24 protein-coding genes and 1 riboswitch are annotated in these 25208 nt (G+C 73.6%); of the genes, 21 read left to right on the top strand and 3 right to left on the bottom strand.

Annotated features, from left to right (window positions below):
• Positions 1–6 precede the first annotated feature (6 nt).
• A riboswitch (cobalamin riboswitch) is annotated at positions 7–213 on the bottom strand.
• Between the two features lie 28 nt (positions 214–241).
• From V7S47_RS20110 to V7S47_RS20140, 7 genes are all read left to right on the top strand, one after another.
• Entirely contained in the window at positions 242–1057 is an 816-nt protein-coding gene (locus V7S47_RS20110) for an S-methyl-5'-thioadenosine phosphorylase (RefSeq protein ID WP_336563231.1), read from the top strand.
• A gap of 167 nt (positions 1058–1224) precedes the next feature.
• Positions 1225–1359, top strand: a complete 135-nt coding sequence (locus V7S47_RS20115) for a hypothetical protein (protein WP_336563232.1) — start codon at positions 1225–1227, stop codon at positions 1357–1359.
• A gap of 267 nt (positions 1360–1626) precedes the next feature.
• Complete coding sequence (locus tag V7S47_RS20120; RefSeq protein ID WP_336563233.1) at positions 1627–2199, top strand: TMEM165/GDT1 family protein; 573 nt, start codon at positions 1627–1629, stop codon at positions 2197–2199.
• Between the two features lie 26 nt (positions 2200–2225).
• Positions 2226–4259, top strand: coding sequence for an alkaline phosphatase family protein (locus V7S47_RS20125; protein ID WP_336563234.1), 2034 nt, complete (start codon positions 2226–2228; stop codon positions 4257–4259).
• Positions 4256–5011: an MBL fold metallo-hydrolase gene (locus tag V7S47_RS20130; protein ID WP_336563235.1), complete on the top strand. Its 756-nt coding sequence runs from the start codon at positions 4256–4258 to the stop codon at positions 5009–5011. Before V7S47_RS20125 ends, V7S47_RS20130 begins: the two co-directional genes overlap by 4 nt.
• Positions 5001–5588 carry a VTT domain-containing protein gene (locus tag V7S47_RS20135; RefSeq protein WP_336563236.1) on the top strand — a complete coding sequence of 196 codons (588 nt, stop codon included), beginning with the start codon at positions 5001–5003 and terminating at the stop codon, positions 5586–5588. The genes V7S47_RS20130 and V7S47_RS20135 overlap by 11 nt, the downstream gene beginning before the upstream one ends.
• Positions 5589–5649: 61 nt before the next feature.
• A complete protein-coding gene (locus V7S47_RS20140) occupies positions 5650–6066 on the top strand; it encodes an ATP-binding protein (RefSeq protein ID WP_336563237.1) in 417 nt (138 codons plus the stop codon).
• Between the two features lie 38 nt (positions 6067–6104).
• On the opposite strand, the gene V7S47_RS20145 is transcribed toward V7S47_RS20140, so the two are convergent.
• Complete coding sequence (locus tag V7S47_RS20145) at positions 6105–6914, bottom strand: hypothetical protein (RefSeq protein ID WP_336563238.1); 810 nt, start codon at positions 6912–6914, stop codon at positions 6105–6107.
• A 160-nt stretch (positions 6915–7074) separates the two neighbouring features.
• Entirely contained in the window at positions 7075–7947 is an 873-nt protein-coding gene (locus V7S47_RS20150; RefSeq protein ID WP_336563239.1) for a DICT sensory domain-containing protein, read from the bottom strand.
• 114 nt (positions 7948–8061) lie between these two features.
• Here V7S47_RS20150 and V7S47_RS20155 point away from each other — a divergent pair, with 114 nt between their 5' ends.
• The 3 genes from V7S47_RS20155 to V7S47_RS20165 are packed head-to-tail and all read left to right on the top strand — an operon-like array spanning position 8062 to position 10792.
• On the top strand, positions 8062–8259 hold the full coding sequence (locus V7S47_RS20155) for a hypothetical protein (RefSeq protein WP_336563240.1): 198 nt from the start codon (positions 8062–8064) through the stop codon (positions 8257–8259).
• Positions 8260–8267: 8 nt separating this feature from the next.
• Entirely contained in the window at positions 8268–8624 is a 357-nt protein-coding gene (locus V7S47_RS20160; protein ID WP_336563241.1) for a hypothetical protein, read from the top strand.
• Positions 8621–10792 carry a PP2C family protein-serine/threonine phosphatase gene (locus V7S47_RS20165; protein ID WP_336563242.1) on the top strand — a complete coding sequence of 724 codons (2172 nt, stop codon included), beginning with the start codon at positions 8621–8623 and terminating at the stop codon, positions 10790–10792. Before V7S47_RS20160 ends, V7S47_RS20165 begins: the two co-directional genes overlap by 4 nt.
• Before the next feature lie 53 nt (positions 10793–10845).
• On the opposite strand, the gene V7S47_RS20170 is transcribed toward V7S47_RS20165, so the two are convergent.
• On the bottom strand, positions 10846–11448 hold the full coding sequence (locus V7S47_RS20170) for a hypothetical protein (protein ID WP_336563243.1): 603 nt from the start codon (positions 11446–11448) through the stop codon (positions 10846–10848).
• Positions 11449–11698: 250 nt separating this feature from the next.
• Between V7S47_RS20170 and V7S47_RS20175 the strand changes: the two genes are divergently transcribed.
• The 11 genes from V7S47_RS20175 (at position 11699) to V7S47_RS20225 (ending at position 25183) form a co-directional block, all read left to right on the top strand.
• Positions 11699–12931 carry an MFS transporter gene (locus V7S47_RS20175; protein ID WP_336563244.1) on the top strand — a complete coding sequence of 411 codons (1233 nt, stop codon included), beginning with the start codon at positions 11699–11701 and terminating at the stop codon, positions 12929–12931.
• 106 nt (positions 12932–13037) lie between these two features.
• Positions 13038–13478 (top strand): Ohr family peroxiredoxin, encoded by a 441-nt coding sequence (locus V7S47_RS20180; RefSeq protein ID WP_336563245.1) that lies wholly within the window; start codon positions 13038–13040, stop codon positions 13476–13478.
• Between the two features lie 17 nt (positions 13479–13495).
• Positions 13496–14281 (top strand): GntR family transcriptional regulator, encoded by a 786-nt coding sequence (locus V7S47_RS20185; RefSeq protein WP_336563246.1) that lies wholly within the window; start codon positions 13496–13498, stop codon positions 14279–14281.
• A gap of 238 nt (positions 14282–14519) precedes the next feature.
• On the top strand, positions 14520–15827 hold the full coding sequence (locus V7S47_RS20190) for an NtaA/DmoA family FMN-dependent monooxygenase (RefSeq protein ID WP_336563247.1): 1308 nt from the start codon (positions 14520–14522) through the stop codon (positions 15825–15827).
• A gap of 54 nt (positions 15828–15881) precedes the next feature.
• Positions 15882–16748, top strand: coding sequence for an ABC transporter ATP-binding protein (locus tag V7S47_RS20195; RefSeq protein WP_336563248.1), 867 nt, complete (start codon positions 15882–15884; stop codon positions 16746–16748).
• The gene (locus V7S47_RS20200; protein WP_336563249.1) at positions 16745–17596 is read left to right on the top strand and encodes an ABC transporter ATP-binding protein; all 852 of its coding nucleotides are present in this window, start codon (positions 16745–16747) and stop codon (positions 17594–17596) included. The genes V7S47_RS20195 and V7S47_RS20200 overlap by 4 nt, the downstream gene beginning before the upstream one ends.
• Positions 17593–19209 carry an ABC transporter substrate-binding protein gene (locus V7S47_RS20205; RefSeq protein WP_336563250.1) on the top strand — a complete coding sequence of 539 codons (1617 nt, stop codon included), beginning with the start codon at positions 17593–17595 and terminating at the stop codon, positions 19207–19209. Before V7S47_RS20200 ends, V7S47_RS20205 begins: the two co-directional genes overlap by 4 nt.
• Positions 19206–21254, top strand: a complete 2049-nt coding sequence (locus V7S47_RS20210) for an ABC transporter permease subunit (protein ID WP_336563251.1) — start codon at positions 19206–19208, stop codon at positions 21252–21254. The genes V7S47_RS20205 and V7S47_RS20210 overlap by 4 nt, the downstream gene beginning before the upstream one ends.
• Positions 21251–23296 (top strand): oxidoreductase, encoded by a 2046-nt coding sequence (locus V7S47_RS20215; RefSeq protein ID WP_336563252.1) that lies wholly within the window; start codon positions 21251–21253, stop codon positions 23294–23296. Before V7S47_RS20210 ends, V7S47_RS20215 begins: the two co-directional genes overlap by 4 nt.
• The gene (locus V7S47_RS20220; RefSeq protein ID WP_336563253.1) at positions 23286–24341 is read left to right on the top strand and encodes an LLM class flavin-dependent oxidoreductase; all 1056 of its coding nucleotides are present in this window, start codon (positions 23286–23288) and stop codon (positions 24339–24341) included. The genes V7S47_RS20215 and V7S47_RS20220 overlap by 11 nt, the downstream gene beginning before the upstream one ends.
• Positions 24338–25183, top strand: coding sequence for an alpha/beta fold hydrolase (locus tag V7S47_RS20225; RefSeq protein ID WP_336563254.1), 846 nt, complete (start codon positions 24338–24340; stop codon positions 25181–25183). The genes V7S47_RS20220 and V7S47_RS20225 overlap by 4 nt, the downstream gene beginning before the upstream one ends.
• Positions 25184–25208: the final 25 nt, after the last annotated feature.

Here is a 25208-nt window from a genome sequence, read left to right on the forward strand (position 1 = left end):
TCGCGGCGGTCGCCGCAAGGGCCAGCAGGTCTTCGGACTCGGGATCGACCGGTGCGGAGCGCCTTCCCGGACCTCGCGGCCCAGTGACTGGTCCGAGGTCGCCCCCGTCCCGTGCCCCGCCCGTCACCCACACCGCTGCGCGTCAGTCCCGGAGTCGCACCGGGTTCCCTGACCTCACTCACGTGATGGTCGACTGGCGCTCGGAGATTATCGCGCCCCGCTGCTCTGGCACAGTTCGGCCATGAGCTCACCCCGGGCGGAGGTCGCCGTCATCGGCGGCACCGGCTTCTACTCCTTCCTCACCCAGCGCGGCGACGACGCCGAGGAGGTCGTCGTCGAGACGCCGTACGGCGCCCCGTCGGCGCCGGTCTCGCTCGGCACCGTCGCGGGCCGTCGGGTCGCGTTCCTGCCGCGGCACGGGAAGCGCCACAAGCACCCTCCGCACGGGATCAACTACCGGGCGAACCTGTGGGCGCTGCGCTCGCTGGGCGTGGGCCAGGTGCTCGCTCCGTGCGCGGTCGGCGGACTGCGCGCCGAGGTCGCGCCGGGTGACGTGGTCGTCCCCGACCAGCTCGTGGACCGCACCCACCGCCGGATCTCCAGCTACGTCGAGACCGGAGCCGTGCACCTGCCCTTCGCCGACCCGTACTGCCCGCGGATGTCGCTGGCGGTCGCGGACGCGGACCCGGAGGTGAAGGTCGGCGGGACCATGGTCGTGATCGAGGGGCCGCGGTTCTCCACGCGGGCCGAGTCGCGCCACTACGGCGCCCAGGGCTGGACGCTGATCAACATGACCGGCGCCCCCGAGGCGGCGCTCGCCCGGGAGCTGCGGATGTGCTACTCGGCGATCGCGCTGGTCACCGACATGGACGCCGGGGTCGAGTCCGGCTCCGGGGTCGGACAGGAGGAGGTCTTCGCGCTCTTCCGGCAGAACCTGGAGCGGCTGACCGGCCTGCTCACGACCACCATCGGCACCCTGCCCGACCCGGCCGGCTGCACCTGCTCGAGCTGGGCCGACGGCCTGGAGCTGACGTACGAGGTGCCCGGACCCGTCTAGTCCGGTGCGGGTCGAGGCAACGCCACCGGCCCCCCGCGCGTCTGGAGGAGTGGGGGGAATGAAGCGACGGCCGGGTGGGAACCGCCCCGCCGGCCCAGTTCTCGAGCACGGGAGGTCCCCACGTGAGTGCACCGGAGCCGGTTGTCCCGTTGCCGTCCCGACCCCCGATGGCTCGCCTGCGCCTCGTGGAAGGAAGTCCCGAATGCCAGCACACGTGGCGCCTGCGGAGCGTCGACTTCTCGGACGGCGCCGCGGTCCGGGAGTTCGGCTGCGGCTCCTGCGACTCGGTCTGGTTCGACTGATCGTGGGCCGCGACCTCCGCTGACGCGGGTTCGTCGTACCGGCGGGCGTTGCGGTACGGTTTTCAACGAAAGGGAGTAGTCCCCAACAGCTGTGTCGACATACTGCCCCGCTCGCGCGGGACCGGTGCAGCGGGCCAGCTCAGCGATGAGCCGGCGGACGAGACTTTCGACCAGTCGCACCATCTCTGACATCCGTGTCGGGCGTGCCTGGTCGAAGGCACGTCCCCCAGGACATCCCTCCGGCCGGTCAGGCCCGGAGAGGAACCCGTGGAAGCCTTCCTGATCAGCACCGCCGTCATCTTCGTCGCCGAGCTCGGCGACAAGTCCCAGCTGATGGCGATGACCTTCGCCGCGCGCTACAAGGCCCGCGACGTCATCATCGGCATCACCGTCGCCACCGCGATCGTGCACCTGGCCTCGGTCGGCATCGGCTACTGGATCGGTGATGCCTTCGCCGACAGCCAGGACGTCATCAACATCGTCGCGGGCATCGCGTTCCTCGGCTTCGCCGCCTGGACGCTGCGCGGCGACGAGCTCACCGAGGACGAGGCCGAGAAGGCGCGCAAGAGCCAGGGCGCCGCGATCCTCGCCGTCGGCCTCGCCTTCTTCCTCGCCGAGCTCGGTGACAAGACCATGCTCGCCACCATCACCCTGGCCACCCACGAGGGCTGGTTCGGCACCTGGATCGGCAGCACCGTCGGCATGGTGGCCGCGGACGCCCTGGCCATCGTGGTCGGCGCCGTCCTCGGCAAGCGCCTCCCCGAGAAGGCCATCAAGTACGGCGCCGCCGCGGCGTTCGTGGTCTTCGGCGTGCTGCTGATCCTGCAGGGCACGCTCTGACCGCTGAGCGTCCGTAGGCTGCTCCCGTGACCAGGATCGCCCGGCTGCTGCGGCTCGGCCGGCTGCAGCTCGTCTCCTGGCGGCCGTCGTGGTCGTGGGCGGCCGGCGTGCTCCGGTCGTTCGTGACCTCCTTCCTGGCGCTGGCCGCCAGCCTCTGGCTGCTGCCGGGCGAGCAGGTGCAGTCCGGGGCCGAGTCGGTCGCCACCCTGGTGGTCCTGGTCCTGGTGCTCGGCGCGCTGCTCCGGCCGCTCCTGACGCGGCTGACCGTGCTCACGGGCACGGTCGGCCTGCTGCTGGCCGGGGTGCTGGCCCAGTCGATCGTGCTCGGCGCGGCGCTCGCGCTGGTCCCGTCGGTCGAGCCGTTCAGCCTCGGCGAGATCGTGCTCGCCTCCTGGGCCGCGGCGGTGGTCTCCGCGGTCGTGAACTGGCTCTTCGACACCAGCAGCGACGACGCGTTCCTCGGCCAGCTGCTCAACCAGGCCGTACGACGGACGCGGGTCGCCGGCGCCGAGGGGCCGGGCCTGCTGGTCGTCCAGCTCGACGGCGTCAGCCTGCCGGTGCTCCGCCAGGCGGTCACGGCCGGCTCGATGCCGACCGTCTCGCGGTGGATCCGCTCCGGCTCCCACGACCTGCGCGGCTGGCACACCGGGGTGCCGTGCACGACGCCGGCCGGGCAGGCGGTGCTGCTGCACGGCGACGTGACGGCCGTGCCCGGCTTCCGCTGGTTCGACAAGGAGCGCGGCCGGATGCTGGTGATGAGCCGGCCCGCCGACGCGGCCCTGGTCGAGGCCGACCTGAGCGACGGGCGCGGGCTGCTCGCCGACGGCGGCACCAGCGTCTCGAACCTGTTCTCCGGGGACGCGTCCGCGCGGCTGCTCACCCTGAGCGACGGCCGGCTGCCCGGAGCCGACCAGGGCGCGGCGTCGTACGCCATCAACCGCTTCGGGCTGGTGCGGTCGGTGGTGCTGTTCGTCGGCCAGATGGTCACCGAGCTGCACCAGGGCCGGCGCCAGCGGATCCGCGACGTCGTCCCGCGGGTCCGGCGCGGCGGCGCGTTCGTGCTGCTCCGGGGGCTGACGACGGTGGTGCTGCGCGACCTGAACGTGGCGATCGTCGCCGAGCAGCTGACCCGGGGGACGCCGGTGGTGTTCGTGGACTTCGTCGACTACGACGAGGTCGCCCACCACGCCGGACCGACCCGGCCCGAGTCGCTGCGGACCCTGGAGAACCTCGACCGGGTGCTGGCCTTCCTCGACCAGCTGACCCGTGAGGTCGGCCGCCGCTACGAGATCGCGCTGGTCTCCGACCACGGCCAGGCCCAGGGCTCGACGTTCCTGCAGCTCACCGGCCACACCCTCGACGACCTGGTCCAGGACCTGGCCCGCCAGCAGGTGCACGCCGAGGTGCACCCCGACGAGCGGTGGCTGCCGGCCAACCTGCTGCTCGCCGGCGCCCGGGGCAGCAGCCGGACGGTCACCCGGGCCGCCCGCTCGGTGGCCGGCGGCCGGCACCACGCGGCCGAGGGCACCGCGCCCGAGGGACCCGGCCTGCTGGTCGCGGCCTCGGGCAGCCTGGCCCACGTCTACCGCACCGACCTGCCCGGCCGGCTGACCCGCGAGCAGCTCGAGGAGCTGCACCCGGGCCTGGTCCGCGGCCTGGCCGAGCACCCCCACGTCGGGCTGGTGCTGACCCGCCGCGCCGACGGTGCGGTCGTCGCCGACGGCGGCACCGGCTGGCGGGTCCTGGGCTCCGCGGAGGGGGAGGGCGCCGACCCCGTCGCCGGCTACGGCCCGCACGCCGAGGCCGACCTCCTCCAGCTCTCCGAGCGGCAGCACGTCGGCGACCTGGTCCTGCTCGGCGCCTACGACCGCTCGCTCGGCGAGGTCGTCGCCTTCGAGGAGCTCGTCGGCTCCCACGGCGGCCTCGGCGGCTGGCAGACCGAGGCGCTGCTGGTCCACCCGCGGGGCTGCGTGGTGCCGGACGGCCCGCTCGACGGCCGGGCTGTGCACGCCGCCCTCGTCGACCGGCTGACCCGGCTGGGTCTGCGGGCCGAGCCGTGACCCTGGCGATCACCTGGTGGGGCCACGCGTCGGTCACCGTCGAGCTCGAGGGGCTGCGGGTCGCGACCGACCCGCTGCACGTCGACCGGCTCTTCCACCTGCGCCGGCACGGCCCGCCGCCCGCGGCCCCGGCGTACGACGCCGACCTGGTGCTGGTCTCGCACCTCCACCACGACCACCTGCACGTCCCGACCCTGCGGCGGATGCGGCCCGGGGCGACGGTGCTGGTCCCGCGCGGCGGCGAGGGCCTCATCCCCCCGGGGTACGACGTCCGCCCGGTCGCCCCCGGCGAGGAGCTGACGGTCGCGGGCGCGACGGTGCGGGTGCTGCCGGCGACCCACGACGGCCGGCGGCACCCCGGCTCGCGGATCCGGGGTCCGGCGATCGGCTTCCGGGTGGAGCGGTCCGGCGTGTCCTGCTGGTACCCCGGCGACACCGGCCCGCGTGACGACCTCGCCGCGGTCGGTGCCGTCGATCTCGCCCTGGTGCCGGTCGGCGGCTGGGGCCCGACCCTCGGCGACGAGCACCTCGACCCCGAGCAGGCCGCGCTCGCGGTCGCCGCGGTCGGCGCCCGCTGGGCGGTCCCGGTGCACTGGGGCACGTTCTGGCCGGTCGGGCTGGCCCGGCTGGACCGTCGTACGCACCAGCGGCTGTTCGTGACCCCGGGCGAGCGCTTCGCGGCCGCGCTCGAGCAGGATGAGGCCCGCGCCCTCGTCCTGGCGCCGGGGGAGCGGGTGCAGTGTGAGCGGTGACCATTTCGGCCTGGCCACCCTGCTCGTGCTCTTCGGCGTCGTCGCCTTCGGTGCGGTCGTGCCGGTGCTGCCGACCGGCGCCGCGGTCAGCAGCGCGGCCGTCCTGGCCCGCGCCGACCACACCTGGGAGGTCGTGCTCGTCGTGGCGGTCGGGGCCGGGGCGGCGTACTGCGGCGATCTCGTGACGTACGCCGCCCTCCGCAGGGCCGGGGAGCCGCTCGCCCGGCGGGTCGGCTGGCTGGGCGACGACGGTGACGAGCACTCGCGCCCGGCCCGGTTGCGCGAGCGGATCGAGCACGCCGAGATCCGCACCCTGCTGGTCTCGCGGCTGGTGCCGGGAGGTCGGGTGCCCGTGCTGCTGGTGGCGGCCCTGACCGGCTACCCGTGGTACCGCTACGTGAGCGCCGCGGCCGTGGCCGCCGCTCTCTGGGCGACGGTGTACGCCGCCGTCGGGGTGCTCGGTGACGGGCTGTTCGACGACACCCGCACAGCCCTCGTCGTCGCCGTGGGTGGCGCGCTCCTGGTCTCGGTGGTGCCGCAGCTCGTCCGCCGACTGCGCCCCCACCCGCGAGGGTGAGTTCCGCGACACCGGACAAGTCGGGGGATTAGAGACCCCTGCTGGGTGGCACAGGTAGGTCATGACCCTGACGGCGGAGCGGCCCCTCGACGCGCGCACGATCCTGGTGCTGCCCGCCGCCAACCGGGTGACCGGCATCGCCCGTCGGGTGATGTCCCACCAGCTCACCGAGCACGGCGCTCAGCGCGACCTCATCGAGGACGCCGAGCTCGTGCTCAGCGAGCTCGTGACCAACGCGCTGCAGCACGGCTCGTCGTCGCCCGACGAGGATCTCGAGGTCTCGTGGGCACTGACCGCCGGCCGGCTCCGCCTGAGCGTGCTCGACGGAGGCACGGCCGGCGACCTGTTCGCCGGGGTCGCCTCGGACGAGGCGCTCTCCGGTCGTGGGCTGGCGATCGTCGACTGCCTCTGCGAGCAGTGGAGCGTCGACCACGACGGCGGCACCCGGGTCACCGCGGAGCTGGCGTCGGCCGTCTGAGCGAACCGCCGCTCCGCGCCTGAGCGCGTCGCCTCCGGTCAGTCGCGGCAGAGGAGCTCCGGGCTCCCGAGCGCCACCACGGCACCGGTCTGGTCCTCGGCCCCACTGAGCGTGCTCCGCGACGTCCAGTCGAAGGTGAGCCGGAAGACCTTCGAGACATCGAGGGTGACCGGGCTGGACTGGGTCAGCGCGAACGAGCCGGCGTACTTCTGGACCCCGTCGGCCTTCAGCGACGCCGTGCCGAGCACCGAGTCCTCCGACGTGTCCGCGAGACCGACGCGGGTCGTCAGCTGACGGCACCGACGCTCGAGGTTGTAGGAGGTTCCGCCCTGCGCGTCCGAGGCGGAGCCGGCGAGCGACTCCGGGTAGGCCCGCCCGTTGATCTTCACCGCGTCCACCGGGTAGGTGGCGGTGGCGTTGACGGGGGCGAGCGTCGGCAGGGGACGCCAGGAGTAGACGTCGACGTGGACCGCCTTGCTGCGCCCGGCGCGGAAGCCCCGGCCGGCGGGCTTGACGACGCGGTAGGACCGGCTGCGGGTGCTGGTGATCTTGTCGGAGATCCGGAAGCGGCCCCGGCGGTCCACCCGGTCGGACAGGTCGGACGTCTTCCAGCGGCCACCGTCGTAGCGGACCTGGACCCGGACGTGCTCGCCGCGACGGGCTTTGCGGACGGTGCCGGAGAGGACGACGCGCCGGCCCTGGACGACGGCGTCCGTCGAGGCGGTCGTCTTGACGACGTACGACCGGTGGGCGCGCTCGCTCGGGGCGGCGGCCTGGGCGGGGACGAGGGTGGCGGCGGGAAGCGCGAGGGCGACGGCCGTCAGGGTGAGGGTACGGAGAAGGTTCATGCCTGGTCCGATGCACGTCGGGGCGGATCGGTTCGCGGACCGGGTGTGCATGGTCGGACGACCGGGCATCGGAGGGGTGCTGCGGGCTGGTTCTCGTCCCCACGACGGCTCGCAGCGACCGCGGTCGTCCCCGGGAGGGAGCACGGCCGCGGTCCTGCGCTCAGCGGCGCTCGTGCTCGCGGGCCTGGTGCCGGTCGACGTAGGTCAGCATCCGGGTGAACATCGAGTTGAGCGCGCTCAGGCCGGGGGCCACCGGCGTGGGGGCGTCGGCGAGGGCGAACAGCAGGGGAGCACCGACTTCCGGGTCGTACTCGTGGGCCACCCGGGCGCAGGCCCGGGCAGCGTCACGCACCGCGGCGGGTTCGACGGTCCAGATCGCCTCGAACACCCGGCGGGAGTCGGCCACCGTCTCCTGGCCGGGGAGCTCCCAGGCGGTCAGGGCCACCGGCAGGTCGGCGCTGTCGCACACGACGACCCACTCGCGACGCATCGGCGAGACCGGGTCGAGGTGGATCCGGGTGACGGGTGCGTCGTCCGGGAGATCACCGGTGCCGGTGAAGTCGGCGAACACGGTCGCCGAGGCCGCGAGCCGTGCGAGCTCCGTCCACCGCGCCCGGGAGGGTCGGTAGAGCCTTCCGGTCTGGAAGGCGCCGAAGATCCGGGCGCGGTCGGCCTGCGCGCAGAACTCGTCCTCGATGGCCCAGGACAGCGCCGTGAGGGTCGACTTGTGCAGCCGCTCGGCCCGCAGGTGCGGGTGCTCGCGCCGCAGGGTCGTGAAGACCGAGCCGGTGGACGGTCGCGCCGAGTCCAGGATCTCGGCGATCGCCACGTCGAGGCGCAGCCCGGAGTCGCGGCGCTGGGCCACCGAGCGGACGGCCGCCACGTCCTCGCGCCGGTAGCGCCGGTGCCCGCTGGGCAGCCGCATCGCGACGGGGAAGCCGAAGCGGGTCTCCCAGGCCCGCAGGGTCGTTGCGTTGACGCCGGTCGCCTGGGCCAGGTCGCCGATCGAGAGCAGGTCGGGATCGGAGGACATGACGAGAACCATAGGGCATGACTTCCACGTCTTGTGGAGATCTTGAGGAAGGACGTGCACAAACTTCCACAAGGCGGGTACTTTTACCTGGCACGCCACAGCGAAGGGGACAGGATGAGCAGGACGAACGACGGCCGCGAGGTCGAGACGTTGCAGCAGGACGGAGCCTGGGTGGTCCGCTGGGAGGCGGCCGTGGTGGCACGGAACGCCTCCCGGACCACGGCGATCGAGACCGGTGCCGATCTCGCGGCGACCCTCGGCGTACCCCACGTCGTGCGGTACGCGTCCGCCCGTCAGCTCGTCCCGGCCTGAGGTCCGTCATGAACCCTCGCGACCCGATCCCGTTGTCCCTGGTCCGCCCGCGCCCTCGGCCGGTCGTCTCGTCCCGGGACGTCGTCCGCGCTCATGACCGCGACGAGGACCAGGTGGGGTCGTTCGTCGACCTGGTGCGTCTGCTGCTGCCGGTCTCCTCCCTCTCAGCCCAGCGCGCGGCGCTCGTCCGCCAGGACCTGCGGCTGCTGCAGCAGGAGGCGAGACGCGAGCCGGCCGGCCGCCCCGCCGTGTGCCAGGCCCTGATGGCGGCGCTCGTCGAGGAGCTCGCCGACGGCGTCTCCTCGTTCAGCCTGCGCTCGCTGCAGGCGCGCGCCCAACCCGTCGTGGAGCCCGAGCCCGCATGACCCGACCCATCGACCAGGAGCTCGACCGTGGGGCGGTCCCGCTGGACGCGGACCTCCACGCGGTCATCGGTGACGCGCCCGCGGCGATCCTCGTCGTGGACCTGGGCGCGCGGTCGGTCGTGCACGCGAACGACGTCGCCCAGCAGCTGGCGCCCGGGGTGGACCTGCCCGTAGCGCTGGAGGAGTGGTCGGACGCGGCCCGCCTGCGGGACTCCGCCGGCACCGAGCTGTCCGACTCCGACCACCCCTTGACGAGGCTGCTGCGCGCCGAGCCGGTCCCCGGGCAGCGGGTCTCGGCCCACCGGCGGAGCGAGATGGGTGCCTCCCGCGAGCCGTTGTGGGTGGTCGGCCTGCCCATGACGGGTGCGCCGATGCTCGACGACCACGCGTTGGTGGTGTTCCTCTCCGTCCGCGAGCAGCAGGCGGCTCGCGCCGCCGAGGCGTTCGGCGACCAGGACGCGGAGATCCGGGACCGGGCCGTGCTGGCCACCGGGCTGTCCTTCACGGTGGCCGACGCCCGGCTCCCCGACATGCCCCTGGTCTGGGTGAACCCCGCCTTCACGGCCTCGACCGGCTACGCGTTCGAGGAGGCTGTCGGCCGCAACTGCCGCTTCCTGCAGGGCCCGGGCACCGACCGCGAGGAGGTCGCGCGGATCCGGCAGGCCCTGGACGCTCGGGAGCCGGTCACCGCCACGCTGCTGAACTACCGCAAGGACGGTCTGGCCTTCTGGAACCAGGTCACCATGACCCCGATCCTCGACGCGGACGGTCTGGTGAGCCACTTCGTCGGCGTCCAGAGCGACGTCAGCGGGCGGATCGAGGCCGATCGGCAGCGGGACGCCGCGCTGGCCGCCGAGCACCGGGCCCGACGGAGGGCCGAGGAGGCCCAGGCCCGCGTGGAGCTGATGGCCCAGGCGAGCGAGTCGCTCAGCGGCGAGCTCGACGTCGGGGAGGCCCGCAACCGGCTCCTGCAGCTGCTGGTCCCGACCCTGGCGGACGTCGCGCTGTTCTTCCACGTCAACGAGCACGGCGGCGTCACCGAGCACCTCGCCCTCCACCGGGACCCGACCCGGACCGAGGCCGCGGCGTCGTACGCCGAGCACGTGCCCGCGCTGGCGGCGCGCGAGGGGCTCGTCACGGACCTGCTCGCCGGCCGGCCTTCGCGGCTGCTCACCGACGAGGACCTGCCGAGGGGCGCTGCGGAGCTGGGGATCGGCTCTGCCCTGGTGGTGGGTCTGCCGGGACGCCTCGGCGTGCGCGATGTCGTCGTCCTGAACCGGGGGACGGGCCGTGACCCGTTCACCGACGCCGACGTGGACACCGCGGTCGACCTCGGCCGACGCGCCGGCCTGATCCTCGACAACCTGCGTCTCTACGCCACCCAGTCGCTGATCGCGCAGACCCTGCAGCGCAGCCTGCTGCCCGAGATCCCGGTGCTGCCGGGCGTGCGGATCGAGGCGCAGTACCTCGCGAGCGCCGACGGTGCCGAGGTCGGCGGCGACTTCTACGACGTCCTCGACGTCGGCGCCCTCGGACCCGCCGGTGAGGGTCGACGTCCGTTCGGGCTGGTCGTCGGCGACGTCAGCGGGCACGACGTGTACGCCGCCGCGGCCATGGGGCAGCTGAAGGGCCTGCTGCAGGCCACCGCCACGACCCAGCGACTGATGCCGGCCGCCGTCCTGGAGCAGATCGACCGGCTGCTGCCCGCGCTCAACGCCGAGCCGCCCATCGCCACGATGCTGTTCGCCCACTTCGAGCCGCGGGAAGACGGGCGGTGGCTGCTGACGCTGTCCTCGGCCGGGCACCCCGCCCCGCTACTGCGGCGTCCCGACGGTCGGCACGAGTTCGTCGACCCGCCCCCGGCGCGCGGGCCGCTGCTCGGCTACGGCACCGGGCCGCGTCGTGACGTCTCCCTCGTCCTGGAGCCCGGGAGCACCCTGATCGCCTACACCGACGGGCTCGTCGAGCGTCGGGGCGAGCACCTCGACGTCGGGCTCGCCCGCCTCCACGAGGTCGCGTCGGCCGCGACGCCCGGGGCGGACGGGCAGGCGCTCACCGATCACCTCCTGGAGCGGCTGACCGGGGACCTCGACGGTCGCGGCGAGCGGGCGTCGTACGACGTGGACGACATCGTCGTCGTCGCGGTCCACCTCGCCGAGACCGGCTGAGGGACGAGGGCCGCCGACCCCGAGCCGGGGACGGCGGCCGGTTCGTGCTGGTCCTACTCGGCGGCGGCGTCCGCGGCCGGCTGGCCGCCACCCGGGCCGCCGGGACCACCGGGACCAGCGAGCAGGTCGGCGTCGTACGCCTTCAGGACCGAGGCCTTGTCGGCCTCGGTCAGCGTGCCGGCCGTGACCGCCTCGTCGAGGCGCGTGACCAGGTCCGCGCGGGACGCGGCCTGGCGCTCGGTCCGCTCCGCCTCCCGCTTCTCCTCGACGACGGCGTACGCCGCCTCCACCTCGGCCTCCGAGACGTCCAGCCTCGCGGCGAGCGCCGTGACCAGGGCGGCCTGGCGCTCGGCGCGCTCCTCCTCGGTCGGCGGCGTGGGTCGGGTGTCGGTGTCGGACGACTTCTCGGGCCGCAGTTCGTCACGGACCGCGGTCAGCGCCTCCTCGACGACGGACTCCTCCAGACCGAGCTCGGAGGCCAGGACCTCGGCGTCCTGGCCGCGGTCCCCGCGCGGGCCACCGGGGTGCGCGCTGCTCGAGGTCCCGGAGGGGGCGGTGGTGGTCTCGGCGGACGCCAGCGCGACGCCGCCGACGGCCAGGCCCAGTCCTGCGACGGCGCCGGCGGCGCCGATCCGGGTGAGTGTCGATCGGTCCATGTTCCTGCTCCTCGTTGAGTGGTGACTGTTCCCACCCGACGGTGGCCGCCGATCCTGTGGTGACGCTGTCGGGGGCTGGGGCGGTCACTGAGAAAGGGGAGTGGCGTTATCGGTCCGATCGCTCCTCCACGGCCGGGCGAGAGCGCAGGCGGCCTGCGGTGTTACCTGCGCGCAACCTGGCACCGACGGCGTAAGGGGCCGCGGGCGCCGGCGTTACGCCCGCAACATCCCGGCCGGGTTGGGTGCGGACGTGACGACACGCATCCCCGCCCGCCTGATGGTGCTTTTGAGCGTGCTCGCGGTCGTGGGGCCCAGCTCCATGGAGCTGTACCTCCCGACCCTCCCGGAGGTGAGCGACACCCTCGGGCTCAGCGACACCCAGGCCGCGTGGAGCCTGCTCGGCTGCCTGCTCGGCCTCGCGGTGGGGCAGGTGCTGTGGGGTCCGGTGGCCGACCGGATCGGCCGGCGCCCGACGGTCCTGGTCGGGCTGGTGGCCTGGACGGCGGTCAGCGTGGGCTGCGCGGTCGTCGAGGACCCGGTCGCCTTCATCGTGCTGCGCGTCTGCCAGGGCCTGGCCGGCGCGTGCGGCCTCACCGTGTCGCGCGCCGTCCTGGCCGACCTGCTCGACCCGGGCGCCCTGGCGCGGCCGCTGGCCCGGCTGATGCTGCTCACCGCGGCGTTCACGATCCTCTCCCCGGTGATCGGTGGCGTGCTGCTGTCCGTCACCGACTGGCGCGGCGTGTTCTGGATCCTGGTCGTCGCGGGTGCGCTCGTCGTGGCCTGGACCGCGCTCGGTCTCGCGGAGTCGCGGCCCGCCCGGCCCTCGGTCACCGGGCCCCGGCCGGCGGGGGAGCGGCTGCTCACCGACGCGCCCTTCGCCCTGGCCACCCTGACCTCCGGCCTGGCCTTCGCCGCGGTCATCGTCTTCGTGACGTTCTCGCCGGAGGTGCTGCGCGGGGAGTACGGCCAGGGCAGCCTGGCGTTCGGGGTCTCCTTCGCCGCCGTCGCCGTCGCCATGGTCACCGGCGCCCAGGCCTCGCCGCGGCTGCTGGAGCGGGTGCCCGCCGAGCGGCTGGTCGTCGTCGCGCTGGGCGCGGGCGTCGGGGTGCAGCTGACCCTGGCCGCGGTCGCCGCGGCCTGGGGCGGGCTGCCCCCGCTGGGCGTCACCCTGGCCCTCTTCTTCGCCTCCAACCTGTGCCTGGGCGTGGCGATGCCGCTCGGCGCGGCGGCCGCCCTCGCGGGCCGTACGGCGCGCGCCGGCACCGCCTCCGGCCTGGTCGGCGGCCTCCAGTTCGGCCTCGGCGCGGTGGTCGGCCTGGTGGTCGCCCCGCTGCACCCCGGTGGCCTGGCCGCCACCGCGATCGCGATGGCGCTGACCGGCCTGGCCGGCGTCCTCGCCTGGACCACCCGCGTGCGCCTCCTGGCGCGCGCGGACGGGACCGGCACCGGCCTCCCGGTGCCGGCCGCGGGCGCGGACGTGTGACCTGCGCCCGTAACAGCGACGTCGCCGATCAGCGACCACGGACGTAACCGTCCCGGGTTCCTCTGGTCGACGGCTGTCGGATAAGTCCATCGACGAAGGAGACACCGTGCACTACACCGCTCGTGCCCACATCGACGGAGGTCGGGACGGCCACGCCGCGACCGACACCGGCTACCCCTCGCTCACCCTCAAGCCCCCGCCGGCGATGGGCGGACCGGTCGACCAGAGCGCGGTCACCAACCCCGAGCAGCTCTTCGCCCTCGGGTACGGCGCCTGCTTCCTCAGCACGCTCCAGTACGTCGCCCGCACCCGCAAGATCCGGGCCACCACGTTCACCCTGGACAGCGTCGTCCACCTCGTGCAGGTCGACGACGGCTTCCGGCTCTCGGCCGAGCTGACCGCCCACCTGCCCGGCGTCGAGCAGCCGGTGGCCGACGAGCTGATGGCCGAGGCGCACGCCCAGTGCGTCTACTCCCGTGCCGTGCGCGGGAACATCGACGTCACCCTGCACTGCGACGTCACCGTCCCCGCGGGCGCGTCCGCGTGAACGGCGGGGCCGGGCGCGTGAGCCACCCCCGCTCGGTGTCCGGCTCCGCCCAGCGTCGGGGCCGGCGCCAGTCGTCCGCGCGTCGGGTCTACGACCTGGTCCGCGCCTCCATCCGACGTGGCGACGTCGGCGGCTCCGGCGTCCTCGTCGAGGAGCGGCTGATCGAGGAGCTCTCGGCCAGCCGCCAGGCGGTCCGCGACGCCCTGCAGGCGCTGGCCGCGGACGGGCTCGTCGAGCGTCGACGTCGGGTCGGCACCACCGTGAACGGCGCCATCCTGGACGTCGCGACCGACCAGCTCATGCACCTCCCGCCCGACCAGCAGGTGGTCGAGGACAGCGCGGTCGAGCGGCTGGAGGAGCAGGAGATGCCGGCGCCGCCGTGGATGCGGGCCCGGCTGAAGATCGCCGAGGACGAGCCGGTCCTGATGGTGGAGGAGTTGGTCCGCGCGCACGGCGAGGTGCTGTGCGTGCGGGCGACGTACAAGCCGGTGTCCCGGCTGCCCGCCCGGGCGACCGTCCGGGTCGCCGACCTCGCGACCGCCTTCGAGCACGGCTTCGGCGTCCCGCTCGGGAGCGTCGAGTCGCTGGTCGAGGCGGTCGGCGCCGACGCCCTCACCGCCGAGCTGCTCGGCGTCCCGGCCGGCTCGCCGGTCCTGGTGCGTGAGGTGCTGCTCGTCGACGCGGACGGTCTGCCGCGCGACCTGAGCTACTCCCACTACCGGTCGGACCGGATCTGCTTCACGCACACGACCGAGCCGCGGACGTCCTCGGTCCCGGTTCCCGGCGTTACGGACGTTTCTTGAGCATTACGCCGTACGACGCCTTGCGCCGTCCGCCGTCGTCCCCCTCCCGGAGCGCGGCCGCGCTCCCGACCAGGTCGATTGCGCGGCGACCGGGGAACGGCCGAACCGCGCAAATGAACGGTGACCGGACGGGTCGCGGCCCGAAATCCTCGCCTCGTTGACTGCTGTCCGTCCCCGGCGGCGACCCCCGCAGGGCCCGCCCGGGGCGCACCGTCACCCTCGAGAAAGCAGGCATCACGTGTTCCACCTTGGATGGTTCCTCGGCGACGGCTTCGGCATCCACCCGTGGTACCAGCCCTGGGCCGGCAACAACGGCCGGGACTGGATGAAGCCCCGCATCTACACCGATCTCGCGTGCTCCCTCGAGCGCGCCGGCTTCGACCTCCTGTTCATCGAGGACACCTCGATGATCGAGGACTCCTACAAGGGGTCCATGGAGACGGCGCTGAAGTACGGCCTGATGGCCCCCAAGAACGACCCGATGCCGCTGGTGCCGCTCATCGCCGCGGCCACCCAGCACCTCGGGATCGTCTCCACGATGTCGACCATCCAGTACCCGCCGTTCCTCGGCGCCCGGCTGATGACCACGCTCGACCACCTCACCGAGGGCCGGGTCGGCGTCAACGTCGTCACCTCCGTGACCCACCGGGTCGCGCAGAACTTCGGCCTCGACGCCCACCTGGCCCACGCCGACCGGTACGCGATGGCGATGGAGTGGATGGACGTCGTCGCCGCGCTGTGGGACTCGTGGGAGCCGGGCGCGGTCCTGATGGACCAGGAGGAGCCCCGCTACGTCGACCACACCAAGGTGCACACCGTCGACCACGAGGGTGAGTACTTCAAGGTCCGCGGTCCGCTCAACACGATCCCGGGCCCGCAGGGCCGCCCGGTCGTCGCCCAGGCCGGCAACTCCGTGCCGGGCCGCGAGCTGGCCGCCAAGCACGCCGACACGATGCTCGCCCTGGCCCGCACGCCGCAGGCGATGAAGGACCTGCGCGCCGACATGGACGAGCGGCTGGTCAAGTGGGGACGCAAGCCGTCCGACCTGAAGATCCTGTTCATGATGACGCCGTACCTCGGCGACACCCAGGACGAGGCGCAGGCCAAGTGGCAGCGCGTCCAGGACCTCCGGTTCACCCCCGACGCCATCGAGGAGAAGCTCTGGGGGATGTCCTACGCCAGCGGCGGGGAGATCGACTACTCGAAGTTCGACCTCGACGGCCCGGTGCCCACCAAGGTCGGCAACGGTGAGACGACCAGCGCCAAGGCCTGGATCGAGGGCACCGAGAACCTCACCCTGCGCGACGTCGTCACCGGCCCGAACAAGTACGGCATGGAGTTCATCGGGACCCCGGACTCGATCGCGTCCCAGATGGGCGAGGTCATGGACGAGGCGGACGGCGACGGCTTCGTCGTCTACGCCCCGATGACCCGCCTCTCCATCTCCCAGGTCACCGACGGCCTCTGCCCGGAGCTGCGCAGGCGCGGGCTGATCCGGTCGTCGTACGACGGCGAGACCTTCCGGGAGAACCTGCTCGCCTTCTGAGTCGAGCCGCCCAGTCCTCTGCACCGAGCCACCGCGAACGACGAGGAGACAGCCATGACCACGACCACGACCGGCCCGCAGCCGGTGGTCGACGCCGAGCCGGACACCGCCGTCCTGCTCCGCGTCGACGGGCTGCGGGTCACCCGGGACCGCGACGGCGCCGAGCTGGTCCGCGGCGTGTCCTACGACGTCGCCTCCGGCCGGATGCACGCCCTGGTCGGGGAGAGCGGGTCCGGCAAGTCGGTGACCGCGCGCGCCTCGATGGGGCTGCTGGCCCCCGGGCTCGCGGTCACCGGCGGCTCGGTGCGGCTGCACGGCACCGAGCAGGTCGGCCCGGCCGGGGCCGGGTTCGCCGGCATCCACGGCAGCACCGTCACGATGGTCATGCAGAACCCGCGGACCGCGCTGCACCCGATGGTCGCGGTGGGCCGCCAGATGGACAACATCCTGCGCACCCACACCGGCCTCACCCGCCGTCAGCGCCGCGCCCGGTGCCTGGACCTGCTCGGCTCGGTCGGGCTCCCGCAGCCCGAGCGGGTCCTCGGCTCGCTGCCCTCGGAGCTGTCCGGAGGCATGGCCCAGCGTGCGGTCATCGCCACCGCGCTGCTGTGCGAGCCGGACCTGGTCATCGCGGACGAGCCGACGACCGGGCTCGACCCGACGGTCGCCCGGAAGGTCCTCGAGCTGATCCGCGAGGTCCAGGAGGCGCACGGCCTCGGGGTCCTGCTGATCACCCACGACCTCGCGGTCGTCGCGCACTTCGCCGACACGATGTCGGTGATGACGGCGGGCGAGCTCGTCGAGGAGGGTCGTACGGCGGAGGTGCTGACCCGCCCGCGGGCGCCGTACACCCGCGGGCTGGTGGCGGCGTCCCGGCCCTGGGACCAGGGCCCCGACGAGACCGCGGCGGTGGCGTCGTGAGCTCGACCCTGGCGACCAGCCAGGGCGTCGCGCCGACCGGTCCTCCCGTGCGGTCGAAGCCCGCGGTGTCGGTGCGGGGACTGCGCAAGACCTACCCGGGACGACGGGGACGCCCGCCCGTCGTGGCCCTGGACAACGTGGACCTGGAGCTGCCCGCGGGCGGCACCTTGGGCATCATCGGCGAGAGCGGGTCCGGGAAGTCGACGCTCGCCCGCTGCCTGCTCGGCCTGCTGCCGGCCGACGAGGGCTCGCTACGGCTGCTCGGTCAGGAGATCGTCGGCCTGCGCGAGCGGGACCTGCGCCGGCTGCGCCGCGACGTGCAGATCGTCTTCCAGGAGCCCTTCGAGAGCCTCGACCCGCGGCTGCGGATCGGCGAGGCGGTCGCCGAGCCGCTCGTGCTGCACACCCGGCTCTCGGCGGCGGAGCGCACGACGCGGGTCGGCGAGCTGCTGGCGATGGTCTCCCTCGACGCGGAGCTCGCGACCCGGTTCCCGCATCAGCTCTCGGGCGGCCAACAGCAACGCGTGAACATCGCCCGGGCGCTGGCGACCCAGCCCCGGCTCCTGGTCCTCGACGAGCCGACGGCGTCACTCGACGTCTCGGTCCGCGCGGACATCCTGCGGCTGCTCGGGCGGCTGCGAGACGAGCTCGACCTGTCCTACGTCCTCATCTCGCACGACTTCCCCACGATCCGATCGCTGTCGAGCCACATCGCCGTGGTCCACAGCGGCTCGGTGGTCGAGCAGGGCACGGCCGAGGCCGTCCTGTCGACCCCGGAGCACGAGTACACCCGCTACCTCCTCGCGTCCGAGCTGCCGCTCGACCCTGCCTCCCTGGAGTCCTCATGAAGACCACCACCACCTTCGTCGCCAGCCGTCGCGGCATCCTCGGGATGGGCCTCGCGGCACTCGCGATCCCGGCCGCGAGCTCGGTCCTCTCCGCCTGTGGCGGCGGGTCGAGCGGCGGCGCCGGCCCCAGCGGCTCGGCCGTCAAGAACCTGGTGGTCGCGGCCACCCGCGGGGCGGTCGCCCTCGACCCCGACACCGGCGCCGGCGCCCCGGCGACCCAGGTCTGGCTGAACATCTACGACACCCTCGTCGACACCAGCGTCCCCGCCGACGGCACGCCCGCCGCGGCCGACGCCAACGCCGGCCTCGCGGCCTCCTGGACCACCGACGAGTCGGGCCTGGTGTGGACCTTCGCGCTGCAGCCCAGCTGCGAGAGCGCCGCGGGCAACGAGCTCACCGCCGACGACATCCTGTGGTCGGTCGAGCGCAGCCTCGCCATGCAGGGCTCGCCCGGCTTCTTCTACATGCTGGCCGGCATCACCGACGTCGCACAGCTGGCGAAGGTCGACGACAAGACCGTCTCGATCACCCTCGCCGAGGCGCCCCAGCCCTATTTCGTGCAGCTGCTCGGCGCGCCGTGGATGGCGATCTACGACAGCGTCGAGATGAAGAAGCACGCGACCGACGCCGACCCGTGGGCCGCCGAGTGGCTGACCACCAACGCCGCCGGCTTCGGCCCGTTCTCGCTCGCCGACCGCTCCTCCGACGGCTCGCGCGCCACCCTGACGGCGAACCCGAAGCACTGGAAGGCCCCGGCCCTCGAGACGATCACCTGGACCGTGGCCGAGCCCGCGAACTCGCTGCAGCTGCTCACCCGCGGCGAGTCGATGCTCGGCAACGACTACTCGCCCAGCCAGCTCGACCAGGTCGCCGGCACCGACGGCGTCCAGGTCGTCGAGATCGCCAGCGCCGGCACCACGTTCCTCGGCATGCAGAACACCATCGCCCCGTTCACCGACAAGGCGCTGCGTCAGGGCATCGCCAAGGCGCTGCCGTTCAGCGACATCATCGCCTCGGCGTACGGCTCGTACGCCGAGCAGTGGACGAGCCACATCGTCCCGTCCTTCGACGGCTTCACCGACACCCACTGGGCGTACGGCGACAACGCGGTCGAGGCCCCCGAGCTCGCCGACTACCAGGGCACCACGGTCACCCTCAGCTACCTCGCCGGCAGCCCGAGCCACGAGGCGATCGCCGTCCTGGTGCAGAGCTCGCTGGCCGACGCCGGCCTCGACGCCCAGCTCAGCGCGCTCGACCAGACGACCTTCGACACCGAGCGGCTCGCCGGCAAGCTGCCCTTCTACATCGACGACACCGACGTGCCGGCGGTCCCGAACGCGGCGTACCAGCTCAGCCACCTGTTCGCGACGCAGCCCATCCAGCAGCTCTTCGGCTACCAGAACCCGGAGATCGACGAGCTGATCACCGGCTTGAAGACCGCGACCGGCGACGAGCGGGCCCAGCTGCTCGACCGCGCGCAGGAGATCCTCGCCGAGGACGTCCCGACCATCCCGCTGGCCTGGACCAAGTTCCACGTCCCGGCCGGCGACCAGGTCACCGGCTTCCAGGGCCACGTGATGAACCTGCTGTGGGCCAAGGAGCTCTCCCTGTGACCGTCGGCGCCGCGCTCTCGGGAGCCGGCGTCGCGGGCGTCGGCCGCGCGTGGCGCGACCGGGTGCGACCGGGCCCGGTGACGCTGCTCGTGCTGCGCCGGCTGGTGCTCATGGTCCCGATGCTCTGGGGCGTCGTCACCCTCGCCTTCGTCCTGACCCGGGTGCTGCCCGGGGACCCGACGGTCGCGCTCGCCGGTCCCTACGCGACCCCGGAGGCGATCGACGCGCTGCGGGCGCAGTACGGCCTGGACCAGTCGCTGCTCGCGCAGTACGGCGACTACCTCGCCGGGATCCTCCGCGGTGACCTCGGCACCTCGCTGGTCACCGGCCAGCCGGTGCTGTCCGACCTCACCACGAGGCTGGCCTCGACGCTCGAGCTGGTCGGCCTGGCCCTCGTGGTCGCGCTCGCCGTCGGCATCCCCGCCGGGGCGTACGCCGGCCGCACCCGGCGGCGCGGCGGGCAGATGGTGGTCCGGCTGCTGAGCTTCGTCTTCCTCGCGGTCCCGGACTTCTGGCTGGCCCTGATGGCGATCTACGTCTTCTTCTTCCTGCTCGGCGTCGCGCCGGCGCCGACCGGGCAGCTCGCGCTCTCGGACCCGGTGCCCGCCGAGGTCACCGGGGCCCGGCTCCTCGACGCGGCGATCGCCCTCGACGGGCCGGCCCTGTCCGCGGCCGCGCACCACGCCCTGCTGCCGGTGCTGGTGCTGGGCGTCGGCATGGCCGCGCCCATCACCCGGCTGATGCGGGCGGCGATGCGGTCCACGATGAGCGCGGACTTCGTCGTCTTCGCCCAGGCCAACGGTCTGTCCCGCCGGCAGTCCTGGTGGTACGCCGTCCGCGCCTCGCTGCCGCCGTCGGTCACCTACGTGGGCGTGCTGGTCAGCGGCATGCTCGGCGCCGCGGTCCTCATCGAGACCATCTTCGGCTGGGGCGGTGTCGCGCAGTACGGCGCCGAGGCGATCTCGCGCAACGACTACGACGCCGTCCAAGGCTTCGTGCTCGTCTCCGGCGTGCTGTCGCTGCTGACCTTCCTGGTCGTCGACATCGTCCAGGCCGTCGTCGACCCGCGGCTGGCGACCACGACCACCGCGGCTACGCCGGCACGGGTCCTGCAGGCCGGCAGGCCGTCCCGCCTCGGCTGGTCGGGGGACACCCCGCGTGACGTCGTGGTCGCGCTGGTCGAGTTCGTCGGCACCACCGCCCGGCGGGCACCGCGGGGCGTGCTCACCGTGCTCCGCAGCGGCAACACCCAGCTGCTGGCCGGGCTGGGGATCGTCGCGTTCCTGCTGGTCATGTCCTTCGTCGTCCCCGCGCTGTCGTCGTACGACGCCACCCGCCCGGACCCGGCGTCGACGCTGCTCGCGCCGAGCGGGACGCACTGGTTCGGCACCGACGCCAACGGCTCCGACATCTTCGTGCGGGTCGCCGAGGCGGCCCGGCTCGACCTGCGCCTCGCCGTCCAGGGCGTTGCCCTCGGCGCGCTGCTCGGAGTGGTGCTGGGGCTGGGCGTCGGCATGTCGCGCGTCCCGTGGCTGGCCTCCTTCGTGATGCGGGTCGTGGACGTCGTCCAGGCCTTCCCGGTGCTGGTGCTCGCGATCGCCCTGGTCGCGCTGGCCGGCAACGACGTCGGCAACGTGGTCTGGGCGATCGCCATCGTCAACGCGCCGATCTTCCTGCGTCTGGTCACCACCGAGGTGCTCGTGGTGCGCCAGCAGCGCTACGTCGAGGCCGCGGTGACGATGGGCAACAGCCGCACCCGCACCATGCTCCAGCACGTACTGCCGAACTCGATCGGCTCGGTGATCGCGCAGGTCGGCATGTCGCTCGGCTACGCGATCCTCGTGATCGCCGGCCTGGCCTTCCTCGGCGTCGGCGTCCAGGCCCCGACCGCCGAGTGGGGCTCGATGATCCTCGCCGGCCAGACCGGCATCACCACGGGCCAGTGGTGGCTCGTGCTCTTCCCCGGCCTCGCGCTCTTCGTCGCGGTCGTGGGCTTCAACCTCCTGTCGGAAGGCGTCGAACGCATGCGGGACATCCACTCATGACCATCGTCGATCTGCCGCCGGTCGGCACCCGGGACACTCCCTACTCCCACGTCGTCGAGCCGCTCTCGCTCGGCCACGTCACTCTCCGCAACCGGATCGTGCTCCCCTCCCACACCCTCCTGTACGGCGAGGACCGGATCCTCTCCGAGCGGCACATCGCCTACTACCGCGAGCGGGCGCTGGGCGGGGTCGGCATGGTCATCGCCGAGGGCGCGAGCGTGCACGCCTCCGCACGCGGGGCGTTCAAGAACTCGGTCAGCGGCATCGACAAGCGGGCCATCTGGAGGTACGAGAAGCTCGCCCGCACGCTGCACGACCTCGACACCGTCGTGCTGGTCCAGCTCTTCCACATCGGCGTGCACATGCGCGGCTTCTACGACTTCGACGGCTGGACCCCGCTCTGGGGACCGTCCCGGGTCGCCTCGCCGCGGGACCGCGAGATCCCGCTCGAGATGGGGCAGCGGGAGATCGACGAGCTGGTCGCCGGGCACGCCGACGCCGCGGCCAACCTGAAGCTGGCCGGCATCGACGGGGTCGAGCTGCACGCGGCGCACAGCTACCTGCTGGGCCAGTTCCTGAGCCCGGCGTACAACCGCCGGACCGACGCGTACGGCGGCACCCCGCGCAAGCGGGCCCGCATCATCGTCGAGGCCGCCCGGGCGATCCGCGAGCGGGTGGGGCCCGACTTCGTGATCGGCGTCCGGCTCTCCTTCGACGAGTGGCTGGGCGAGCACGGCATCACCCCCGAGGCCAGCGAGGAGATCGTCGACGAGCTGGTCTCGAACGGGATCCAGCTGGTCAACGTCTCCTCCGGCGGCTACCACTCCATGCAGTACGCCGTCGCGCCGATCGACGCGCCCGAGGCCTACATGCAGCCGTTCGCCCAGCGGGCGAGCGCCGCTGCGGCCGGGCGCGCGAAGGTGATGTTCGTCGGCCGGATCACCGACCTCGGCAAGGCGGACTCGATCCTGGCCACCGGCGACACCGACCTGGTCGGCATGACCCGGGCGCTGCTGTCCGACCCGTTCCTGGTCCGCAAGTCGCTGGCGGGGGCCGAGCAGTCCGTCGTGCGCTGCGTCGGGGCCAACTTCTGCACCACCTCGCAGCCGCGGATCTCCTGCATGATGAACCCGGCCACCGGCCGCGAGCTGCGCTGGGGCTTCGACGGCACCGACACGAGGCCGGCCGCCGTGGCCAAGCGGGTGCTGGTCGTCGGCGGCGGGCCCGGTGGCATGAAGGCCGCCGCGGTCGCCGCCGCGCGCGGGCACGACGTCACGCTCTGGGAGGCCGCCGACCGGCTCGGCGGGCACGTCAACCTGATCAGCGCGCTGCCCACCCGCGAGCGCTGGCACACGATGGTCGGCAACCTCGAGCAGGCGATGGCGGACGGGCGGGTCGTCGTACGGCTCGGGACCCGGGCCACCGTCGAGGACGTGCTGGCCTTCGGCGCCGACGAGGTCGTGGTCGCCACCGGCTCGACCTGGCAGCGCACCGGCGAGTCGCCGCTGCGGCCCGATCGGCCCGGCATCCCGGGCGCGGAGCAGGATCACGTGCTCGACATCCGCACCGCGCTGGAGCGGGCCCGGCTCGCCCCGACGTCCCTGGGCGGCCGGGTCCTGGTCTACGACGAGACGGGGGAGTACCTCCCGATCGGCCTGGCCGACCTGCTGTCGGCCGCGGGCGTCGCCGTGCACGTCGTCACCGCGAACACCACGGTCGGCGAGGCGCTCTACGGCAGCGCCGACGCGCCCACGACCTTCCCGCGGCTGGCCGGTCGCGGGGTCCGGATGACCAGCGAGACCTCGCTGGAGGTGATCGGCGCCGACACGGTCGGCCTGCGCTGGCAGTGGGCCACCGCGCCGACCGACGAGCCCGCCGACACCGTCGTGCTCGCGATGGGCCGCACCGCCGTCGACGACCTGTACGCCGCCCTCGCGGGCCGCCCGGACGGGCCGGTCGTGCACCGGATCGGCGACGCGCTCGCGCCACGCACCACGGCGTCCGCGATCTACGAGGGGGAGGAGCTCGGCCGTGCTCTCTGATCTTCCCCCGCTGTCGCTGCCGGTCGGCGTCTCCGTCGGCCACGGCACCCAGCCCCTGCTGCGCTCGGTCGAGCTGGCCGAGCGGATCGAGGCCCTCGGCGTCGACTTCGTGACCGTCGGCGACTCCGGGGCCGAGACGTTCGGCATGCTCGGCGCCGTCGCGTCCCGCACGACCGGGCTCGGCCTGATGTCCGGCATCGCGACCTGGTCGCGCTCGCCGGTGACCATGGCCCACGCCGCCCAGACCATCCACAACCTCAGCGACGGCCGCTACACCCTCGGGATCGGACCGATGCCGCGGCCCTGGGCGACGCGGTTCCACGGCCTGGAGTTCGATCCCGTCGTCGGCCGGATGCGGGAGTACCTCACCGCGGTCCGTGCCTGCCTCGACGCGACGCCCGAGCACCCGACCGACGTCGACGGGCAGTACTTCCACTCGCACGGGTTCCCCGGCCACCGGATGACCCCGCCGCGGCGGGTGCCGATGATGATGGCGGCCACCCTGCCGGCGATGGTGCGGACCGCGGTCGAGCTCACCGACGGCCCGATGCTCAACAGCATCCACCCGTGGGACTGGCTCACCGAGACCGCGCCCGCCCTCTTCGATCAGGGCCTCGACCGGGCGGGCAAGGACCGCTCCGAGATCCGGGTCGGCATCATGCGGTTCTGCGGGGTCGACGAGGACCGGGCGGCGGCGTACGACCACGTCCGGCGGGCGATCGCGTTCTACTTCCCGATCCCGTATCTGCGGACCCTCCTCGAGCCCTTCGGATACGACGAGGAGCTGGCCGCCGGCGAGGCCGCCCACGCGGCGGGCGACCCCGAGGCGATGGCCGCCGCGGTCAGCGACCGGATGGTCGAGGCGATCGGCATCGCCGGGACGCCCGCGGAGGTGCTGGCCCGGGTCGAGGAGTACGCCGAGCACGTCGACTGGATGCAGCTGGTCGGCACCATGAACGTGACGGGCGAGGCGGCGTACCGCCAGACGGTGCGGATCGCGGAGCTGGCCGGCGCGGCCCGGACGGCGGCGAGGGTCCCCGCATGACCGGGTCCCGCGCCTACGTCGGCGCCGCCGGGGCCCAGGTCCACCTCCGCGAGCTCGGCGACCCCGGCGCCCCACCGGTCGTCTGGCTGCACCAGACCGCCTCCAGCTCGGCGATGTGGCAGCGCGTGCTGCCGCTGCTGCCGGACGTGCGGCACCTGGCCCTCGACAGCCCCGGCTTCGGCGGCTCCGACCCGCTGCCCGGCACCCCCGGCATCGCCGCGTACGCCGAGCAGCTGCTCGAGGCGGTCGTCGCGCTCACCGACCAGCCGGCGCTCCTCGTCGGCCACCACACCGGTGCGGTGATCGCGGGGGAGATGGCCGCACTGCGGCCGGACCTGTTCCGCGGGCTCGTCCTCATCGGCTGCGTCGTCATCGCCGACGACGCGGAGCAGCGGGAGGCGCAGGGCCACTACGAGCGCTGGGAGACCGACGCGCGGGGCGACTACGTCGTCGAGCGGATCGTGCCGCGGCTGCTGAAGTCGGTCACCCGCGACGATCCCGAGCAGATGGCGACCGAGCTGGTCGCCTACCTCCAGGCCGGCGCCGACTACACGGTCGCCTACGACGCCGTCTACGGCTACCGGGCCGCCGAGCGGCTGTCGCTGGTCAGCACGCCCACCTGGTGCGCGGTCGGGCTGGACGAGGGCGAGCCGATGGTCCGCTGGACCCGGCTGGCCGCCGAGCTGGTGCCGGGCGCGTCCTTCACCGGCATCCCCGGGGCCGGCTGCGAGCTCGCGTTCGAGGAGCCGGCCGCGGTGGCCGACCTGGTCGGCTCGGTGCTCGCCGAGCTGCGCGGAATGGCTCCGGGCGACGCGGCTGCCCGGCCGACAGGCGCGAGCTGACGGCATCGTCCCAGGTCAGGGGCGG

Source organism: Nocardioides sp. CCNWLW216, from assembly GCF_037120545.1.
Taxonomy (GTDB): domain Bacteria; phylum Actinomycetota; class Actinomycetes; order Propionibacteriales; family Nocardioidaceae; genus Nocardioides; species Nocardioides lianchengensis.

Excerpts from the sequence above, each read along its gene's own strand:
- V7S47_RS20110 (WP_336563231.1), top strand. The coding sequence starts at position 242 with ATGAGCTCACCCCGGGCGGAGGTCGCCGTCATCGGCGGCACCGGCTTC.
- V7S47_RS20140 (WP_336563237.1), top strand. The coding sequence starts at position 5,650 with ATGACCCTGACGGCGGAGCGGCCCCTCGACGCGCGCACGATCCTGGTG.
- V7S47_RS20155 (WP_336563240.1), top strand. The coding sequence starts at position 8,062 with ATGAGCAGGACGAACGACGGCCGCGAGGTCGAGACGTTGCAGCAGGAC.
- V7S47_RS20205 (WP_336563250.1), top strand. The coding sequence starts at position 17,593 with ATGAAGACCACCACCACCTTCGTCGCCAGCCGTCGCGGCATCCTCGGG.
- V7S47_RS20225 (WP_336563254.1), top strand. The coding sequence starts at position 24,338 with ATGACCGGGTCCCGCGCCTACGTCGGCGCCGCCGGGGCCCAGGTCCAC.
- V7S47_RS20195 (WP_336563248.1), top strand. The coding sequence starts at position 15,882 with ATGACCACGACCACGACCGGCCCGCAGCCGGTGGTCGACGCCGAGCCG.
- V7S47_RS20160 (WP_336563241.1), top strand. The coding sequence starts at position 8,268 with ATGAACCCTCGCGACCCGATCCCGTTGTCCCTGGTCCGCCCGCGCCCT.
- V7S47_RS20215 (WP_336563252.1), top strand. The coding sequence starts at position 21,251 with ATGACCATCGTCGATCTGCCGCCGGTCGGCACCCGGGACACTCCCTAC.
- V7S47_RS20165 (WP_336563242.1), top strand. The coding sequence starts at position 8,621 with ATGACCCGACCCATCGACCAGGAGCTCGACCGTGGGGCGGTCCCGCTG.
- V7S47_RS20115 (WP_336563232.1), top strand. The coding sequence starts at position 1,225 with ATGGCTCGCCTGCGCCTCGTGGAAGGAAGTCCCGAATGCCAGCACACG.
- V7S47_RS20170 (WP_336563243.1), bottom strand. The coding sequence starts at position 11,448 with ATGGACCGATCGACACTCACCCGGATCGGCGCCGCCGGCGCCGTCGCA.
- V7S47_RS20150 (WP_336563239.1), bottom strand. The coding sequence starts at position 7,947 with ATGTCCTCCGATCCCGACCTGCTCTCGATCGGCGACCTGGCCCAGGCG.
- V7S47_RS20145 (WP_336563238.1), bottom strand. The coding sequence starts at position 6,914 with ATGAACCTTCTCCGTACCCTCACCCTGACGGCCGTCGCCCTCGCGCTT.